We start from the raw sequence: 18,336 nt of genomic DNA on the forward strand, positions 1-18,336 counted from the left end.
CATGCCGGTGGCCGGCGACAAGCAAGCGGAGACGACAAGCGTGCCCGCCGAGGCGCGCGAGAAGCACGCGCAACTCGCTGAGCAGATCGAGGAGCACCGCTTCCGGTACTACGTGAAGGACGCGCCCGTCGTCAGCGACGCGGACTTCGACCGGCTGCTGCGCACCCTGGAGGAGCTGGAGGAGCGCCACCCCGAGCTGCGCACCCCCGAGTCCCCGACCCAGAAGGTCGCCGGGTCCTACGAGACCGAGTTCACGGCCGTCGCGCACCCCACACGCATGCTCTCCCTCGACAACACCTTCAACGACGAGGAGCTGGCCGCCTGGACCGAGCGCATCGCCAGGGAGCTGGGCGAGCAGGAGTACCACTTCCTGTGCGAGCTGAAGGTCGACGGGCTCGCCGTCAACCTCACCTACGAGCGTGGCCGCCTCGTCCGCGCGGCCACCCGCGGCGACGGCCGCACCGGCGAGGACATCACGCCCAACGTCCGCACCATCGCCGAGATCCCCGAGCGCCTGGGGGGCGACAAGGTCCCCGACCGCGTGGAGATCCGCGGCGAGGTCTTCTTCCCCATGGAGAAGTTCCAGGAACTCAACGCCCGGTTGAACGAGGCGGGGGACAAGCCCTTCGCCAACCCCCGCAACGCGGCCGCCGGTTCCCTGCGCCAGAAGGACCCGCGCGTCACCGCCACCCGCCCGCTGCACATGGTGGTCCACGGCATCGGCGTCCTGGAGGGCTACTCGGGCATGACCCGCCTCTCCCAGGCGTACGACCTGCTGAAGACCTGGGGCCTGCCCACCTCCCCGCACAACAGGGTGGTCGACGGCCTGGAGGGCGTCCGCGAGTTCATCGCCCACTACGGCGAGAACCGCCACTCCGTGGCCCACGAGATCGACGGGGTCGTCGTCAAGCTCGACGAGATCCGCCTCCAGGGCCGGCTCGGCTCCACCGCCCGCGCCCCCCGCTGGGCCATCGCCTACAAGTACGCGCCGGAGGAGGTCAACACCAAGCTCGTCGACATCAAGGTCGGCGTCGGCCGCACCGGCCGGGTCACGCCCTACGCGCAGGTCGAGCCGGTCACCGTGGCCGGCAGCGAGGTCGAGTTCGCCACGCTGCACAACCAGGAGGTCGTCAAGGCCAAGGGCGTGCTCATCGGCGACACCGTGGTGCTCCGCAAGGCCGGCGACGTCATCCCGGAGATCCTCGGGCCCGTCGCCGACCTCAGGGACGGCAGCGAGCGGGAGTTCGTGATGCCGGCGAAGTGCCCCGAGTGCGGGACGCCGCTGAAGGCGATGAAGGAGGGCGACATCGACCTGCGGTGCCCCAACGCCCGCACGTGCCCGGCCCAGTTGCGTGAGCGCGTCGCCTACCTCGCGGGCCGGGAGTGCCTGGACATCGATCACTTCGGCGGCGTCGTGGCGGCCGCGCTCACCGGGCCGCTGGAACCCGCCGAGCCGCCGCTGGTGGACGAGGGGGACCTCTTCGACCTCACCGTCGAGCAACTGCTGCCCATCAAGGCGTACGTCCTCGACCAGGACAGCGGACTGCCCAAGCGCGACCCGAAGACCGGCGAGGAGAAGATCGTCACGGTCTTCGCCAACAAGCAGGGCGAACCGAAGAAGAACACCCTCGCGCTGCTCCAGCGCATCGAGGAGGCCAAGACCACCCGCCCCCTCGCCCGCTTCCTCAACGGTCTCTCCATCCGCCACGTCGGGCCCGTCGCCGCGCAGGCCCTGGCCCGCGAGTTCCGCTCGCTCGACCGCATCGAGCAGGCCACCGAGGCGGAGTTGGCGAACACCGACGGCGTCGGCCCGATCATCGCCACCGCCCTCAAGGAGTGGTTCGCCGAGGAGTGGCACCGCGAGATCGTGCGCAAGTGGAAGGCGGCCGGAGTTCCCCTGGAGGACCGGTCGAGCGGCGAGGACGAGGGCCCGCGCCCCCTCGAAGGGCTCACCGTCGTCGTCACCGGCACCCTGGAGAACTTCACCCGCGACGGCGCCAAGGAGGCCCTCCAGAGCAGGGGCGCGAAGGTGACCGGATCGGTGTCCAAGAAGACGTCGTTCGTCGTGGTCGGTGACAACCCCGGGTCGAAGTACGACAAGGCGATGCAGCTGAAGGTGCCGGTTCTGAACGAGGACGGTTTCACCGTCCTGCTCGAACAAGGAGCCGAAGCGGCGGCCGACGTCGCACTTTCGGCTGAGGAATAGCGGTTGAAGGCCATCCGATCGGCGCATATCAGATGCATAAGGGTGGCCGGGTCGCATTCGGGCAACCGTCGACGACCGGTGCCCCTGGAAGCCTTCCGCGGCCTACTGTTGAGGTGTGCACCTGCCGTGCCCAGCCGCGGTCGGGGCATCCCCCTGCCGCGAGGGACAGGGGCAGGGTCTTCCAACGCGGAGCCGTTGATGGTGGTCGAGGCGAGGACCGCGTGGCGTGGGCACCGCAGGCTGTGAGAGGGACGGGAATGGAACCGACCGAGAGCGCCGCCGCGGGCTCACGGCTGCGCCTGCGTCGCATGACGGACGCATGGCACGCGGGCCGTTGGGTGGGGCTACGCGCGGGTGGTGCCCCCCATCCCGCGGCGAGCGCCCGCGGGTCGGTGCCGTCGGCCCCGGGCCACGCCCCCGGCCCGTCCGGCGCCGGGAGCGAACGGCACCCGTCCTGGCCCGCGTTGCCCGCGGCCGTCGTCGCGACCGCCGCCTGCGTGCTGGGCGCCGGGTTCTACCGGGCGTTCACCGGCGGCCACGCCCTCTTCCCGGCCGGCACCGCCGGCTGGTCCCTCGCCGTCCTGGCCGGCATCGTCGTCGGCCACCTCGTCATGCTCGGCCGCTCCCGCTGGTGGGGCGGCACCGGCTCCGGCGCCGCCCTCACCCTCGCCGTCCTGCTGCTGTACGGCTGGGTTCCGGCCGGCATGGTCAGCCTCACCGTCGTCGTCCTGGTCGGCATAGCCCGCCGGGGCCGCTGGCGGCAGGGCGTCCTGCACGGCGCGGTGGACATCCTCGGCGTCGCCGCGGGTGCCCTGCTGCTGGGCGTCTGCGGCTCCGTACCGTCGGTGGAGGAGCCCTGGGACCCCCACACCTGGGGCGTGTACGCGGCGCCCAAGGTGGTGCTCGTCGCCGCCGCCTATCTCGCCGTCACCCGCGGCCTGTTGTGGTACCTCCAGACGCCCCGCCCCGGTCTGACCACCGTCGCCCGCTCCGCCCTGGTCAGACACGGCCTGGTCGCCGTCGCCCTGCTCGGCATAGCCCCGCTGATCTGCGTCGTCGCCGTCGCCAAGCCGCTGCTGCTGCCGCTGTTCGCCATCCCCCTGATCGCCCTCGACTCCACCCTGTGGATCGCCCGCGCCCGCGCCGAGGAACAGCTCCGCGACCCCCTCACCGGACTGCCCAACCGGCAGTGGCTCCTGGAGCGGACCTGGACCGCGCTGGACGACGCCGAGCGCATCGGCGCCCGCTCCGCCCTGATGCTGATCGACCTCGACCGCTTCCGCTCGGTCAACGACACCCTGGGCCACCTCGCCGGCGACCGGCTGCTGCTCCAGACCGCCGACCGGCTGAGGCAGGCCCTGCCGCGCGGGGCGGAGGCCGCCCGGCTCGGCGGTGACGAGTTCGCCGTCTTACTCCCCGTCGCCGACTCCACCACGTCGGCGACCCGGATCGCCCGGGGACTCGTGGCCGGGCTCAGCTCCCCGATGGACCTGGACGGACTCACCCTCGTCCTGGAGGCCAGCGCCGGGGTCGCCGTCTTCCCCGACCACGCGCTGGACGCCGAAGGACTGCTGCGCCGCGCCGACGTGGCGATGTACCAGGCCAAGCGGGACCGTACGGGCGTGGAGGTCTACGAGTCCAAGCGGGACTCCAACACCCCGGACCGCCTCGGCCTGCTGGGCGACCTGCGCCGGGCCCTGGACGCCCACGAGGTCCAGCTCCACTACCAGCCCAAGGTGCGGTTCGACGGACAGGTCGCCGGCCTGGAGGCCCTGGTCCGGTGGGTGCACCCCGAGCGCGGCAAGGTCCCGCCGGACGAGTTCATCGCGATCGCCGAGTCCTCCGGGCTGATGCCCCACCTCACCGAGTACGTGCTGGAGACGGCGCTCGAACAGGTCGCCCAGTGGCGCTCGCAGGGACTCTTCGTGCCGGTCGCGGTCAACGTCTCCCCGCGCGACGTCCACACCCCCGGCTTCGCGGGCTCCGTGGCCGCCCGGCTGGCCCGGCACGGAGTCCCCGCGGGAGCGCTCCAACTGGAGATCACCGAGCACGTCCTCCTCGAGGACCCGCAGCGCGCCGCCGACACCCTCAACGCGCTGACCGGGCACGGCGTGAAGATGTCCCTGGACGACTTCGGCACCGGCTACTCCTCCCTCGTCCACCTGCGCAGGCTCCCGGTCAGCGAGCTGAAGATCGACCGCTCGTTCGTGGCCCGGCTGGCCGTCGACGCCGAGGACGCGGCCATCGTGCGCTGCACCGTCGACCTCGCCCACTCGCTCGGCCTGCTCGTCGTCGCCGAGGGCGTCGAGGACGACGAGACCTGGGAGGGCCTGCGCGACCTGGGCTGCGACGCCGTACAGGGGTGGCTGGTCGCGGCGGCGATGCCGCCCGAGGAGACGACGGCGTGGCTGCGGGCGCGGGGGTCGCGGGGGTGGCAGCGGCCGGCGCCGGCGCTGCCGGCTGCCGCCGGGGAGGACCAGGGGCGGGTCGGGTAGGTGTCACGTACGGCCGCCGACCGTCTGCGGCCTCGTCGTGGCTGGTCGCGCAGTTTCCCGCGCCCCTGTGCGGCGCTCCCGCGCCGTATCCGGGGCGCTCGGGGAAACCGTTTAACGTGCACCCGGTCCCGCCCCATAGGATTGGGCCAAACCGACTTGCCCGAAGAAACACACTCACCCCAGAGGAACGCTGCATGCCTGGCATCACGCGCGAGGAGGTCGCCCACCTCGCCCGGCTGGCGCGTCTGGAGCTGAAGCCCGAAGAGCTAGAGCACTTCGCGGGACAGCTCGACGACATCATCGGCGCGGTCGCCCGCGTCAGCGAGGTCGCCGACCAAGACGTACCGCCGACCTCGCACCCGCTCCCGCTGACGAACGTCATGCGGCCGGACGAGGTCCGTCCGTCGCTCACGCCCGAGCAGGCGCTCTCCGGCGCCCCGGCCCAGGAGCAGCAGCGTTTCAAGGTGCCGCAGATCCTGGGGGAGGAGTAACGCCATGAGCGACATCATCAGGCTCACCGCGGCCGAGATCGCCGCGAAGATCGCCGCCGGCGAGCTGACCGCCGTCCAGGTCACCGAGGCCCACCTGGCCCGCATCGAGGCCGTCGACGAGAAGGTGCACGCCTTCCTGCACGTGGACCGCGAGGGCGCGCTGGCCCAGGCCCGCGAGGTCGACGCCAAGCGCGAGCGCGGCGAGAAGCTCGGCCCGCTGGCCGGCGTCCCCCTCGCGCTGAAGGACATCTTCACCACCGAGGGCATCCCGACCACCGTCGGCTCGAAGATCCTCGAAGGCTGGATCCCGCCGTACGACGCGACCGTCACCAAGCGCCTCAAGGCCGCCGACGTCGTCATCCTCGGCAAGACCAACATGGACGAGTTCGCCATGGGGTCCTCCACCGAGAACAGCGCCTACGGCCCCACCGGCAACCCCTGGGACCTCACCAAGATCCCCGGCGGTTCCGGAGGCGGTTCCTCCGCCGCCCTCGCCGCCTTCCAGGCCCCGCTCGCCATCGGCACCGACACCGGCGGCTCCATCCGCCAGCCCGCGGCCGTCACCGGCACGGTCGGCGTCAAGCCGACCTACGGCGGCGTCTCCCGCTACGGCATGGTGGCCTTCTCCTCCTCCCTCGACCAGGGCGGCCCCTGCGCCCGCACGGTCCTGGACGCGGCCCTGCTGCACGAGGTGATCGCCGGGCACGACCCGATGGACTCCACCTCCGTCGACGCCCCGGTCCCCGCGGTCGTCGAGGCCGCCCGGAACGGCAGCGTCGAGGGCATGCGCGTCGGCGTCGTCAAGCAGTTCCGCGGCGAGGGCTACCAGGCCGGCGTCATCCAGCGCTTCGACGAGTCCGTCGAGCTGCTGAAGTCGCTGGGCGCCGAGGTCGTCGAGCTGGACTGCCCCTCCTTCGACCTGGCGCTGTCGGCGTACTACCTGATCGCGCCGTCCGAGTGCTCGTCCAACCTCGCCCGCTTCGACGGCCTGCGCTACGGCCTCAGGACCGGCGACGACGGCACGCACTCCGCCGAGGAGGTCACCTCCCTGACCCGCGAGGCCGGCTTCGGCCCCGAGGTCAAGCGCCGCATCATGCTCGGCACGTACGCCCTGTCGAGCGGGTACTACGACGCCTACTACGGCAGCGCGCAGAAGGTCCGCACCCTCATCAAGCAGGAGTTCGAGCGGGCCTTCGAGCAGGTCGACGTGATCGTCTCCCCGACGACCCCGACCACCGCCTTCCCGATCGGCGAGCGCGCCGACGACCCGATGGCGATGTACCTGGCCGACCTGTGCACCATCCCCACCAACCTGGCGGGCAATGCGGCCATGTCGCTGCCCTGCGGCCTCGCCCCCGAGGACAACCTGCCGGTGGGTCTGCAGATCATCGCCCCCGCCATGAAGGACGACCGGCTGTACAAGGTCGGCGCCGCCGTAGAGGCCGCCTTCGTGGAACAGTGGGGCCACCCGCTGATCGAGGAGGCACCGTCGCTGTGAGCGCACTGACCAAGGCAAAGGGCTTCAAGAAGTCCCGGTCCGGCCTGTACGTCTCGATGGCCACGTCGGCGTTCGGCGCCGTCGGGGTCTACAAGCAGATCAAGAAGGCCCGTGGTGACAACGACACGCTGCGGCTGCTCGACGCCGTCGTCACGGGCGCCGCGGTCGTCACCAACCTCGCCATCCTCTACCGCGAGCTGAAGCGGCTCGGCGACGACGACGTCCTGCTGGGCTGAGAGGGAAGTTTCACCGTGACCACCACGACCGACCTGGTGTCGTACGAGGACGCACTCGCGTCGTACGACCCCGTCATGGGCCTCGAGGTCCATGTCGAACTCGGCACCAAGACCAAGATGTTCTGCGGCTGTTCGACGGCGCTCGGCGCCGACCCGAACACCCAGACCTGCCCCGTCTGCCTCGGCATGCCCGGCGCCCTCCCGGTCGTCAACGCGACCGGCGTCGAGTCGGCGATCCGGATCGGTCTCGCGCTGAACTGCGAGATCGCCGAGTGGTGCCGCTTCGCCCGGAAGAACTACTTCTATCCGGACATGCCGAAGAACTTCCAGACCTCCCAGTACGACGAGCCGATCGCCTTCGACGGCTACCTCGACGTGCAGCTGGAGGACGGCGAGACCTTCCGCGTCCAGATCGAGCGCGCCCACATGGAGGAGGACACCGGCAAGTCGACGCACGTCGGTGGCGCGACGGGCCGCATCCACGGCGCCTCGCACTCCCTGCTCGACTACAACCGCGCCGGCATCCCGCTCATCGAGATCGTCACCAAGCCGATCGAGGGAGCGGGCGAGCGCGCCCCCGAGGTCGCCCGGGCCTACGTCCGTGAGCTGCGCGAGCTGATCCGTGCCCTCGGCGTGTCCGAGGCCCGCATGGAGATGGGCCAGATGCGCTGCGACGTCAACCTGTCGCTGCGCCCGCACGGCCGGGAGAAGTTCGGCACCCGCAGCGAGACCAAGAACGTCAACTCGCTGCGTTCCGTGGAGCGCGCGGCCCGCTTCGAGATCCAGCGGCACGCCGCCGTGCTGAACGACGGCGGCACCATCGTCCAGGAGACCCGCCACTTCCACGAGGACACGGGGTCCACCACCTCGGGCCGCGTGAAGGAGGAGGCCGAGGACTACCGGTACTTCCCGGAGCCCGACCTGGTGCCGGTGGCCCCCACCCGCGCGTGGGTCGAGGAGATCCGGTCCGCCCTGCCCGAGCTGCCGCTGGTGCGCCGCAACCGGCTCCGCGAGGAGTGGGGCATCTCCGGCAACGACATGCAGTCCATCCTCAACGCCGGAGCGCTGGACCCGATCGTCGCCACCATCGACGCCGGCGCCGACGCGACCTCCGCCCGCAAGTGGTGGATGGGCGAGCTGGCCCGCAGCGCCAACGAGTCGGGCAAGGCGCTCGACGAGCTGGCGATCACGCCGGTCCAGGTCGCCCGCGTCGCCGAACTGGTGACGAAGGGCGACCTGAACGACAAGCTGGCCCGCCAGGTCATCCTGGGCGTCCTCGCCGGTGAGGGCACGCCGGACGAGGTCGTCGACAAGCGCGGTCTGAAGGTCGTCTCCGACGAGGGCGCGCTGACCGCCGCCGTCGACGAGGCCATCGCCGGCAACCCGGGCGTCGCGGACAAGATCCGCGGCGGCAAGGTGGCCGCGGCCGGCGCCCTGGTCGGCGCGGTCATGAAGGCGACCCGGGGCCAGGCGGACGCGGCCCGCGTCAAGGAGCTGATCCTGGAGAAGCTGGGCGTGGCCGAGGGCTGAGCACCGCAGCACCGCAGCACGCGAGCCCTGGGGGACGCGCCGGCCACGGCGCGTCCCCCAGGGCCGTTGTTGTGAATAAGCCCACTAAGTCCGCAAACGATCAATTCCGCCTGCAAGAGTGATTCCGCATTGCTCATGCGTTCTTTGCGGGCCGTTCACACCATGGACGACTGCCCCCGGTCAAAGATCCACAATCAGACACCTGGGAGCACGTTCGTGGCAGCCCTCGCACGCTGGTGTGTTCGACGTCGGCTCATCGCCGTCCTGCTGTGGCTTCTCGCCCTCGGCGGCGTGGCCACGGCCGCCGCCGTCACGGGCTCCGCCTACTCCAACGACTACGCGATCCCCGGCACGGACTCCGACCGCGCCTCCCGGCTGCTCGCCTCCGGATTCCCCGGCCTCGACGGCGACAGCGACACCGTCGTCTGGCACACCGAGGACGGCACCGTCCGGGACCCCGCCGTCGAACAGGCCATGTCCGGCACCCTCCAGCACATCGCGGAGCTGCCCGGGGTGGCCACGGTGACCAACCCCTACGACGACCCCGACTCGCCCCAGATCAGCGAGAACGCCCGTACCGCCTACGCCACGGTGACCTTCGAGGACGCCTCGGGGGACATCGACGCGGCCGAGGCGCGTGCCGTGGTGGACACCGCCGAGGCGGCCCGGGCCGACGGTCTCCGCGTCGAACTGGGCGGCGGCGCCGTCGGACTCACCGAGTCGGCCGGCAGTCACCTCGCCGAGGCGGTCGGCGTGGCCGTGGCCGCGGTCGTGCTGTTCCTCGCCTTCGGCTCCGTGGCCGCGGCCCTGCTGCCCATCGCCACCGCGCTGGTCTCCGTCGGCACCGCCTTCGCCGGCATCACGCTCCTCGGCCACTTCATGACCGTCGCCGACTTCGCGCCCATGCTGGGCACCCTCATCGGACTCGGCGTGGGGATCGACTACGCCCTGTTCATCGTCACCAGACACCGGCGCGGACTGAAGCGCGGCCTGTCCGTGACCGAGGCCGCCGCCAGTGCCGTGGCGACCACGGGACGCGCCGTCGTCTTCGCGGGTGCGACCGTTTGCATCGCGCTGCTGGGCATGCTGATCCTCCGGCTCAGCTTCCTCAACGGCGTCGCCGTCGCCGCCTCGCTGACCGTGCTCCTCACCGTCGCGGCCTCCGTGACCCTGCTGCCGGCCCTGCTGTCGTACATCGGCCCGCGGGCGCTGAGCCGGCGCGAGCGGCGCCGCCTCGCCGAGCACGGGCCCGAACCCGAGGTGCCGACCGGGTTCGCCGCACGCTGGTCGGCCTTCGTCGAGCGGCGCCCCAAGCTGCTCGGCGCCGTCGCCCTCGTCGTCATCACCGTGCTCGCGCTGCCCACCCTCGATCTGCGCCTCGGCACCTCCGACCAGGGCAACGACCCCCGCTCCACGACCACCCGCCAGGCCTACGACCTCCTCGCCGACGGCTTCGGCCCCGGCGTCAACGGCCCGCTCACCCTGGTCACCGAGGTTCGCGGCGCCGAGGACCGCCTCGCACTGGACAGCCTCGACGCCACCCTGCGCACCACCGAGGGCGTCTCCTCGGTGACCCCGGTGATGTACAACTCGGCCGGCGACGCCGCGTACCTCACCGTCGTACCCGAGTCCGCCCCGCAGTCCCGGGACACCAGCGACCTCGTCGAGCGGCTGCGCTCCGAGGTGCTGCCGCGTGCCGAGGCAGGCACCGCGCTCGACGTGCACGTGGGCGGCGTGACGGCCGGATACGACGACTTCGCCGAGGTCATCGTCGGCAAGCTGCCCCTCTTCGTCGGCGTCGTCGTCGGCCTGGGCTGCCTGCTGCTCCTGCTCGCCTTCCGCTCCGTCGGCATCCCCGTCAAGGCCGCCGTCATGAACGTGGCCGCCGTGGCCGCCGCCTTCGGCGTCGTCGTGACGATCTTCCAGTGGGGCTGGGGGAGCGAACTGCTCGGCCTCGGCAGCGCGGGACCGATCGAGCCCTTCCTGCCCGTGATCATGGTCTCGGTGCTCTTCGGGCTCTCCATGGACTACCAGGTGTTCTTGGTCAGCCGGATGTACGAGGAGTGGCTGGAGACCGGCGACAACCGCCGTGCGGTCCGGGTCGGGCTCGCCGAGACCGGCCGTGTGATCAACTCCGCCGCCGTCATCATGATCTCTGTCTTCCTGGCCTTCGTGCTCAGCGGCGACCGGGTGATCGCCATGTTCGGCATCGCGCTCGCCGCCGCCGTCGCCCTCGACGCCTTCGTCCTGCGCACGCTGCTGGTGCCCGCCCTGATGCACCTCCTGGGCCGCGCCAACTGGTGGCTGCCCCGCCGCCTGGACGCCGTACTGCCGCGCATCAGCATCGAGCCGCCCGAGTGCCGGGCCGCCCATGAGAGGCTGGCCGCTGCGACGGACGCCGAGGTGGCGGACGTTCTCGCGGAGGAGGAGCGGCAGCGGGATGTACGCGATATCACTGGGTGACGACGGCGCCGAACTGCGCCCACTGGAGACCTGGCACGCCGAGGAGTTCCTGGCCCATCTCGACCGGGGCCGGGACTTCATCACCGAGCACATTCCCTTCGGGGCGAAGGCCACCGACGTCGACTCCGCGCGCGAGGTGCTCCAGTCCTACGCCGACCGGCACGCAGCCGACAGCGGCTTCCTGCACGGGCTGTGGCTGGACGGCAAGCTCGTGGGCGGCCTGCTCTACCGGGTCTTCGACGCCGCCACCGGCGTCTGCGAGATCGGCTGCTGGCTGGAGCCCGCCGGAACCGGCCGCGGCCTGGTCACCCGCGGCGCCCGCGTCCTGATCGACTGGGCCTTCGACGAGCGCGGCATGCACCGCGTGGAGTGGCACGCCTCCTCGGCGAACACCCCGAGCGTCAACGCCGCGCGGCGACTCGGCATGATGCGAGAGGGCGTGCTGCGCGAGAGCTTCCCCTACCGGGGTGCCCGCCAGGACATGGAGGTGTGGGCGGTGCTCGCGCCCGAGTGGCGTGAAGCACGCGCGCGTGCCGCTCACAAGGATCATTAAGGGACCTCTCAGACAGCGTCCGTACGGTGCGAGGCATGGGAACGAAGACAGTGGACGAGACCGGCGTGAAGACCGAGGACAAGACGGACGCGGTGGCCGAGGCGCCCGAGAACGCGGAGGCCGGGACCGCCGACGCCGTGCACGACGAGGCAGTGGAGGATGACCTCCTGAAGGACGACGCCGTCACCGGTGCCGCCGAGAACGAGGGCCCCACCGGTGTCGGCCAGGGCGCGGGCGCCGTCGTCTCCGCCGGACTGGGCATTGTCTCCCTGACCGGCAGCTGGGTCGGCACCGTGGCCTCCGCGCGCGAGTCGCTGATCGGCCAAATCCATTCGACGTCGTCCTCCGACGTCGGCGCGCTGATCGAGAGGGGCTACGGCAACCCCTGGCAGGCCACCGCGATGTGGGGCGGCGTCTTCGCCCTGGTCGCCCTGATCGTCGGCGTCGTCGTGCTGGCCCGCCCCGCGTTCGGCGCGCCCGGCCGGCCGCAGGCCCCGTGGATCAAGTCGGTCGCCTGGGCGGGCGTCGCCCTCGGCGTCATCGGCCTGCTGCTGGCCGTCCTGAAGTACACGGACATCCTTCTCGGCCCGCCGTCCGTCGGCTGACCGGGCCCTCTGAGGGGTCTTAGGACACAGGCGCGCACCCGGCGCCGTTCCTAAGGCCCCTCACGCACGTCTAAGGCCCCGCCCGGCGCCGAAGATGCGGCACTTACCCGATGTGGCGGACCCCCCTGGGAGACGAAGGTTGAGGCATCGCAGGAAGCGAAGCCGAAACCGGCGTCACACCAGGGAAAAGGGACACACCATGTTCGAGTACGAGATCCACCGGACCCGTCACGCCGAACTCGTCCGCCGCGCCGACGAGGCCCGGCTGGCCCGCGATGTCGTCCAGGCCCGTCGCGCCGAGCGCCGCCGGGCCCGGCACGCCGCCGCCGAGACGGAGAGCCATAGGCCGCGACAGCGCCGGCACCGGTTCGCCCGGGTCGCGTGAACGGGGGGACCGGGGAGGGAGGCCGCACGGCCTCCCTCCCCGCCGTCGTCTCCGTGGCCGTCCCGTCGCCGAAAACCGATGCTCCACTGTCGGACCCGCGTGCGATGCTCTGGTCCGTGGAGACCAGGTCCGTGAGTCCCGTGTTCGTCGGCCGCGCCGGTGAACTGGACACCTTGAAGGACGCGCTCGGGCGCGCCGACGCCGCCGAACCGCAGGCCCTGCTGCTCGGCGGCGAGGCGGGCGTCGGCAAGACCCGCCTCGTCGAGGAGTTCGCCGCCGCCGCCGGCCGGCGGGGCGCCGTCGTCGCGCTGGGCGGCTGCGTCGAGATCGGCGCCGACGGGCTGCCCTTCGCGCCCTTCTCCACCGCGCTGCGCGCCCTGCGCCGCCACCTGCCCACGGAGCTGGCCGCGGGGGCCGCCGGACAGGAGGAGGAGCTGGCCCGGCTGCTGCCCGAACTGGGCGAGGCCACCCCGGGCACCGGCGGCCGGCACGACGAGGAGAGCATGGCCCGCCTCTTCGAACTCACCGCCCGCCTGCTGGAGCGCGTCGCCGCCCGGCACACCGTCCTCCTCGTCCTGGAGGACCTGCACTGGGCCGACGCGTCCACCCGCCACCTGATCGCCTACCTCTTCCGCACCCTGCGCACCGGCCGCCTGGTGGTCCTGGCCACCTACCGCTCCGACGACATCCACCGCCGCCACCCACTGCGCCCGCTGCTCGCCGAACTCGACCGGCTGCGCACGGTCCGCCGCCTCGAACTGGGCCGCTTCACCCGCGACGAGGTGGGCCGCCAGATCGCCGGCATCCTCGCCCGGGAACCCGACCCGCTCCAGGTCGACGAGATCTTCGAACGCTCCGACGGCAACGCGTTCTTCGTCGAGGAACTCGCCGTGGCCGCCCACGAGGGCAGCTGCGCCGGCCTCACCGACTCCCTCCGCGACCTGCTCCTGGTCCGCGTGGAGGCCCTCCCCGAGAGCGCCCAGCGGGTGGCCCGGATCGTCGCCGAGGGCGGCTCCACCGTCGAGTACCGGCTGCTCGCCGCGGTAGCCCGGCTCGCCGAGGACGACCTCATCGAGGCACTGCGGTCCGCCGTGAACGCCAACATCCTGCTCCCCGCGCCCGACGGCGACGGCTACCGCTTCCGCCACTCCCTGGTCCGCGAGGCCGTCGGCGACGACCTGCTGCCCGGCGAGCGGTCCCGTCTCAACCGCCGCTACGCCGAGGCCCTGGACGCCGAGCCCACCCTGGTGCCCGCGACGGAGCGCGTGATGCGCCTGGCCAGTTACTGGTACCACGCCCACGACGCCGCGAAGGCGCTGCCCGCCGTCCTCGACGCCTCCGTGGAGGCCCGCCGCCGCCACGCCTACTCCGAACAGCTCCGGCTGCTGGAGCGGGCCATGGAGCTGTGGGACTCCGCCCCCGACGACGTACGCGACACGCTGCGCCCCGTCGACTACACCGAGGTCTACCCTCCCTGCGGCTGCGACCCCGCCACCACGCCCCTGCGCTACCTGGACCTGATGGCCGAGGCCGCCGTCGCCGGGCGGCTGTGCGGGGAGCGGGAACGCGCGATGAAGATCACCAAGCGGGCGCTGCGGCTCCTGGAGGACGAGCCGGACACGGGGGCCGGGCCGGGCGCGAGCGGCCGGGACCCGCAGCGCGCCGCCTGGTTCTGGACGCAGCGCTCCCTCCTGGTCCAGGCCCAGGGCCGCGGCGACGGCTGGCGCGAGCTGGGCCTCGCCCAGGAACTGGTCCGCGGCCTGCCGCCCTCCCAGGTGCACGCCGAGGTCCTCGCCATGGCCGCCAACTGGCAGATGCTGCACAGCCCGGGCCCCGGCGCGGTCACCGCCGCCGAGCGGGCCGTGGAGTACGCGCGCATGGTCGGCGCCGACGACATCGAGCTGAACGCCCGGCTCACCCTCGGCGGCCTGATGGTGGACGCCGGGCACATCGAGGCCGGACTCGCGGAGATGTTCCAGGTCAGAGACTTGGTGGTGGCGCAGGGGCGGTCCCCCGCGGTGGCCCGCAGCCACGTCAACCTGCCCTCGACGCTGGAGAGCCTGGGCCGGTCCGAGGAGGCCATCGGCGTCCTGCGGGAAGGCGTCGACCTCACTCGCCGGATGGGACTGCTGGAGTCCGAGGCCTGGGTCTGGGGCAATCTCGCCGAGTCACTGATCTCCCTGGGCCGCTGGGACGAGGCGATGCGGGCCGCGGACATGGCCGCAGCCCCCGGCCGGGGCCCCGCGCCTCGCGGCGGCGCCGCCCTCAAGCGGGCCGTCGTCAGCCTCGCCCGCGGCGAGCGCGCCGAGGCCGCCCGGCTGCTCGCCGAGGCCCGCGCCGCCTACGGCACCCACGACCCGATGCCGCAGCACCACCTGCCGCTGGCCGCCCTCGCCGTCGGCATCGCCGCGGCCGACGGCCGCCTCCCGGACGCCCGCGCCGAACTCGGCCGCATCCTGGAGGCGGGCTTCCCGCCCGGCACCCAGCGCTACGGCTGGCCGCTGCTGCTGTCCGCCGCCGAGGCGGAGGCCGACGCCCGCACGGTGCCGGCCGCCGACGAGGGCCGGGCCGAGGTCCTCGACCGCATCGCGGCCGCCGCCAAGTCCCTGACCACCGGCGTCCCCGTCTGGGAGGCCCACGAGAAGTGGGTCCGCGCCGAACTGCACCGGGCCTGGGACCAGGACACCCCGCAGACCTGGTCGGAGGCGGTCACCGCCTTCGAGCGCCTGGAGCGGCCCTACGATCTCGCCCGCGTCCGCCACCGGCTGGCCGGCGCCCTCCTGGCCACCGGCGGCGAGGACGAGCGCGCCCGCGCCACGGAGCTGCTCCGCCTGGCCGGCACCGTCGCCGAACACCTCGGCGCGCGCCCACTGGCCGAGGCCGTCGCCGTGCTCGCCCAGCGTGCCCGCCTCACCCTCGGCCACTCCAGGGGCCCCGCCACCGCCACCGCACCCGCCGATCCGGCCGAGGCCCTGGGCCTCACCGGCCGCGAGCGCGACGTGCTGCGCCTGGTCTCGGACGGCCGCACCAACCGCCAGATAGCCGAGGAGCTGTTCATCTCGCCCAAGACGGCCAGCGTGCACGTCTCCAACATCCTGGCGAAGCTCGGCGTCTCCGGCCGCGGCGAGGCGGCGGCACTGGCCCACCGGCTGGCGCTATTTCCCGCCGAACGGCTCACGTCCGGTTCGACGGAGTGACGCTTACGCTGTAAAGGACGCCGAACGACGGAGGCACGCGTGTTCAACGCATTCGACGAACTGTTCTCCCCCGGCCGCAAGCACACCCGCGACGAGCAGAACCGCCTGGAGCTGACCCGCGAGGACGTCGGCGACGGCGACCCCGGCCGGGGCCCGATAGACCTCGGCTCGGGGCGGGTCGTCGTCCACCCGCCCCACCCCGAGGAGGCCGCGAAGCCTGCGACCCCCGAGGAGGAGTGACGGTCGGGCCTAGCTCACCTCCACCTCCAGGATCCGGTCGTCGCCGTCCTTCGCGTCGCCCCGGCCATCGGTGTTGCTGGTGACCAGCCACAGCTTGTCGCCGCCCGCCGGTGCGACCGTGCGCAGCCGGCCGTACTCGCCCTCCAGGAACGCCTGCGGGTCGGCCGAGGTCTCCGTGCCCTTCAGCGGGATCCGCCACAGCCGCTCGCCGCGCAGCCCCGCCATCCACACCGAGCCCGCCGCGTACGCGATGCCACTGGGGGAGGCCTCGTCGGTGCTCCACTGGGTCACCGGGTCGTGGAACCCGGAGCCGCCGCCCTCGCCCTCCGCCTGTGGCCAGCCGTAGTTGTCGCCCGGCTTGATCGCGTTCAGCTCGTCCCAGGTGTCCTGGCCGAACTCCGAGGCGAACAGGCGCTGTTTGCCGTCCCAGGCCAGCCCCTGCACGTTCCGGTGGCCGTAGGAGTACACCGGGGAGTCGGGGAAGGGGTTGCCGGGCGCCGGTTCGCCGTCCGGCGTCATCCGGAGGATCTTGCCGCCGAGGGAGTCCTTGTCCTGCGACAGCCCCGTGTCACCGCTCTCGCCGGTGCCCGCGTAGAGCATCTTGTCGGGGCCGAACGCGATCCGGCCGCCGTTGTGGATCACGCCCTTGGGAATGCCCCGGAAGACGGTGTCGGGCGCCCCCAGCTGCTCACCGGCCGGCTTCTTCTCGTCGTACAGCATGCGCACGATGCGGTTGTCCGAGGCGGAGGTGTAGTACGCGTAGATCATGTGGTCCGAGGCGTAGTCGGGGGAGAGCGCGATGCCCAGGAGGCCGCCCTCGCCCGATGCGGAGACCCCGGGCACCTCGCCCAGCTCCGTCTTGTCGCCGTTCTTCTCCGAGACGCGCGTGATCGTGGCGTCGTCGCGGGAGGAGACCAGCAGGTCGCCGCCCGGCAGCGGGGCCAGCCCCCAGGGGCTGTCGAGTCCCGTGGCGACCGTACGGAGCACCTTCACGGAGCCCTTCGCCGGCGGCGTCTCCTCGGCGGCCGTTCCGGACGGCGAGGACCGCGCGGTCGTGGTCGCGGAGGAGGCGCCGCCGTCCGGGTCCGACGGGTCCCCGTCGCCGGAGGAGCAGCCGGCCGTCAGCAGGAGGGCGGCGGCGGCCAACACGGCCGACACGGCTCGACGTTGCACGATCATGGTCCCTTCGACGCGACGGGTTCTTCCCTGTCATACACCGCACGGGCCTTCCAAGTTCCCGATCGCCGCAACCCGAACCCGGAACGGACCCCGCGCTCGTCCGGCGGACCATGCCCCGCCCGCCGGCGCGTCGACGCCCTCCCGCCGCCTCGCGGCTGGACGTACCGGACCCGGCTCGCCCCGTGGACCGGCCCTTGTCGCCGTTCCCCGCCCGGAGCCGCCGTGCACGCCCCCGCGCCGGTCAGTCCCAGGAGCCCCGCGCCGCCGGCAGCCCCCGCACCTCCGCCAGGTCCCGCTCGGTCAGCCGCAGCCCGGCCGCGCCCACGTTCTCGCCCACCCAGCGCTCCCGCTTGGTGCCCGGCACCGGCACCACGTGCCGTCCCTGGGCCAGCACCCACGCCAGCGCCACCTGCGCCGGGGTGACGTCGTCGCCGTGCCGGGCCGCGATCCGGCGCAGGCCGGCCACGATCGGCTGGTTGGCGGCCATCATCTCGGCGGTGAAGCGGGGATGCCGGGCGCGCAGGTCCTCCGGCTCGAAGCCCTGCCCGGGCGTCAGCGTGCCGGTCAGATAGCCGTTGCCCAGCGGCATCGCGGCGAGGAAGCCCACGCCCCGGGAGACGCACCACGGCAGCAGCGTGCGCAGCGCCTCCGGCGACCACACCGACAGTTCGGCCTGCACCGCGCTCACCGGGAAGACCTGCTGCACCCGCTCCAGCTGCCCGATCGTCGCGTCGTGCAGCCGCGCCCCGGGCCGCCGGGCCGACCGCGCGCCGACCGCGCAGAGCCCGAGCGCCCGCACCTTCCCCGCCCGCACCAGGTCGGCCATCGCGCCCCAGGTCTCCTCGACCGGTATCTCGGGGTCGGCCCGGTGCAGTTGGTAGAGGTCGATGACGTCCGTCTGGAGCCGGCGCAGCGAGGCGTCGCAGGCCCGCCGGACGTAGCCGGGGCGGCCGTTGGCCACGATGTGCTGCTCGCCCACGAGGAGTCCGACCTTGGTCGACACGAAGGCGTCGGACCGCCGCTCCCGCAACACCCGCCCCAGCAGCAGCTCGTTGGTGAAGGGGCCGTACATGTCCGCCGTGTCCAGCAGGGTGGCGCCCAGGTCGAGGGCCCGGTGCACCGCCCTGACCGACTCGTCGCCCCGCTGCCGTGACGTGCTGTACGCCCAGCTCATCGGCATGCACCCCAGTCCGACGGCCCCCACCGCGAGCGCCGTCGCGCCGATCGTCCTGCGCTCCACCTGGTCGTGACCCTCCCT

Annotated in this window: 14 protein-coding genes; 12 read left to right on the forward strand and 2 right to left on the reverse strand. The window is 72.7% G+C overall.

The features are described 5' to 3' along the window. Position 1 precedes the first annotated feature (1 nt). The 12 genes from ligA to ACFW01_RS07020 all read left to right on the forward strand — a co-directional run bounded on the left by ligA (position 2) and on the right by ACFW01_RS07020 (position 15,899). The gene (gene ligA / locus ACFW01_RS06965) at positions 2-2,206 is read left to right on the forward strand and encodes an NAD-dependent DNA ligase LigA (protein WP_384502581.1); all 2,205 of its coding nucleotides are present in this window, start codon (positions 2-4) and stop codon (positions 2,204-2,206) included. Positions 2,207-2,463: 257 nt separating this feature from the next. Further along, on the forward strand, positions 2,464-4,701 hold the full coding sequence (locus ACFW01_RS06970) for a bifunctional diguanylate cyclase/phosphodiesterase (RefSeq protein WP_234961201.1): 2,238 nt from the start codon (positions 2,464-2,466) through the stop codon (positions 4,699-4,701). Positions 4,702-4,895: 194 nt separating this feature from the next. After that, positions 4,896-5,192 (forward strand): Asp-tRNA(Asn)/Glu-tRNA(Gln) amidotransferase subunit GatC, encoded by a 297-nt coding sequence (gatC, locus tag ACFW01_RS06975; RefSeq protein WP_003973500.1) that lies wholly within the window; start codon positions 4,896-4,898, stop codon positions 5,190-5,192. A gap of 4 nt (positions 5,193-5,196) precedes the next feature. Next, positions 5,197-6,690, forward strand: a complete 1,494-nt coding sequence (gene gatA, locus ACFW01_RS06980; RefSeq protein ID WP_234961200.1) for an Asp-tRNA(Asn)/Glu-tRNA(Gln) amidotransferase subunit GatA — start codon at positions 5,197-5,199, stop codon at positions 6,688-6,690. Further along, positions 6,687-6,926, forward strand: coding sequence for a hypothetical protein (locus ACFW01_RS06985; RefSeq protein ID WP_055421828.1), 240 nt, complete (start codon positions 6,687-6,689; stop codon positions 6,924-6,926). Before gatA ends, ACFW01_RS06985 begins: the two co-directional genes overlap by 4 nt. A 15-nt stretch (positions 6,927-6,941) precedes the next feature. Next, a complete protein-coding gene (gene gatB / locus ACFW01_RS06990; RefSeq protein ID WP_234961199.1) occupies positions 6,942-8,456 on the forward strand; it encodes an Asp-tRNA(Asn)/Glu-tRNA(Gln) amidotransferase subunit GatB in 1,515 nt (504 codons plus the stop codon). 216 nt (positions 8,457-8,672) lie between these two features. Continuing rightward, entirely contained in the window at positions 8,673-10,919 is a 2,247-nt protein-coding gene (locus tag ACFW01_RS06995) for an MMPL family transporter (protein WP_384502582.1), read from the forward strand. Next, positions 10,897-11,472: a GNAT family N-acetyltransferase gene (locus ACFW01_RS07000; protein ID WP_234961197.1), complete on the forward strand. Its 576-nt coding sequence runs from the start codon at positions 10,897-10,899 to the stop codon at positions 11,470-11,472. The genes ACFW01_RS06995 and ACFW01_RS07000 overlap by 23 nt, the downstream gene beginning before the upstream one ends. Before the next feature lie 35 nt (positions 11,473-11,507). Further along, a complete protein-coding gene (locus tag ACFW01_RS07005) occupies positions 11,508-12,077 on the forward strand; it encodes a hypothetical protein (RefSeq protein WP_384502583.1) in 570 nt (189 codons plus the stop codon). 199 nt (positions 12,078-12,276) lie between these two features. Beyond that, positions 12,277-12,462, forward strand: a complete 186-nt coding sequence (locus tag ACFW01_RS07010; RefSeq protein ID WP_384502584.1) for a hypothetical protein — start codon at positions 12,277-12,279, stop codon at positions 12,460-12,462. A gap of 104 nt (positions 12,463-12,566) precedes the next feature. Further along, positions 12,567-15,659, forward strand: coding sequence for an AAA family ATPase (locus ACFW01_RS07015; RefSeq protein ID WP_384502585.1), 3,093 nt, complete (start codon positions 12,567-12,569; stop codon positions 15,657-15,659). 39 nt (positions 15,660-15,698) lie between these two features. After that, positions 15,699-15,899: a DUF6191 domain-containing protein gene (locus ACFW01_RS07020; protein WP_234961193.1), complete on the forward strand. Its 201-nt coding sequence runs from the start codon at positions 15,699-15,701 to the stop codon at positions 15,897-15,899. 9 nt (positions 15,900-15,908) lie between these two features. Here the strand turns inward: ACFW01_RS07020 and ACFW01_RS07025 are convergent, their stop codons facing one another. Next, complete coding sequence (locus ACFW01_RS07025) at positions 15,909-17,078, reverse strand: PQQ-dependent sugar dehydrogenase (RefSeq protein WP_234961192.1); 1,170 nt, start codon at positions 17,076-17,078, stop codon at positions 15,909-15,911. Between the two features lie 241 nt (positions 17,079-17,319). After that, the gene (locus ACFW01_RS07030; protein WP_384502586.1) at positions 17,320-18,318 is read right to left on the reverse strand and encodes an aldo/keto reductase; all 999 of its coding nucleotides are present in this window, start codon (positions 18,316-18,318) and stop codon (positions 17,320-17,322) included. Positions 18,319-18,336: the final 18 nt, after the last annotated feature.

Source organism: Streptomyces sp. NPDC058985, assembly GCF_042740985.1.
GTDB lineage: Bacteria > Actinomycetota > Actinomycetes > Streptomycetales > Streptomycetaceae > Streptomyces.

Coding starts and splice junctions, on each gene's coding strand:
- gatA (WP_234961200.1), top strand. CDS start 5,197: ATGAGCGACATCATCAGGCTCACCGCGGCCGAGATCGCCGCGAAGATC.
- ACFW01_RS06970 (WP_234961201.1), top strand. CDS start 2,464: ATGGAACCGACCGAGAGCGCCGCCGCGGGCTCACGGCTGCGCCTGCGT.
- ligA (WP_384502581.1), top strand. CDS start 2: ATGCCGGTGGCCGGCGACAAGCAAGCGGAGACGACAAGCGTGCCCGCC.
- ACFW01_RS07015 (WP_384502585.1), top strand. CDS start 12,567: ATGCTCTGGTCCGTGGAGACCAGGTCCGTGAGTCCCGTGTTCGTCGGC.
- ACFW01_RS07005 (WP_384502583.1), top strand. CDS start 11,508: ATGGGAACGAAGACAGTGGACGAGACCGGCGTGAAGACCGAGGACAAG.
- ACFW01_RS07000 (WP_234961197.1), top strand. CDS start 10,897: ATGTACGCGATATCACTGGGTGACGACGGCGCCGAACTGCGCCCACTG.
- ACFW01_RS07010 (WP_384502584.1), top strand. CDS start 12,277: ATGTTCGAGTACGAGATCCACCGGACCCGTCACGCCGAACTCGTCCGC.
- gatC (WP_003973500.1), top strand. CDS start 4,896: ATGCCTGGCATCACGCGCGAGGAGGTCGCCCACCTCGCCCGGCTGGCG.
- ACFW01_RS07025 (WP_234961192.1), bottom strand. CDS start 17,078: ATGATCGTGCAACGTCGAGCCGTGTCGGCCGTGTTGGCCGCCGCCGCC.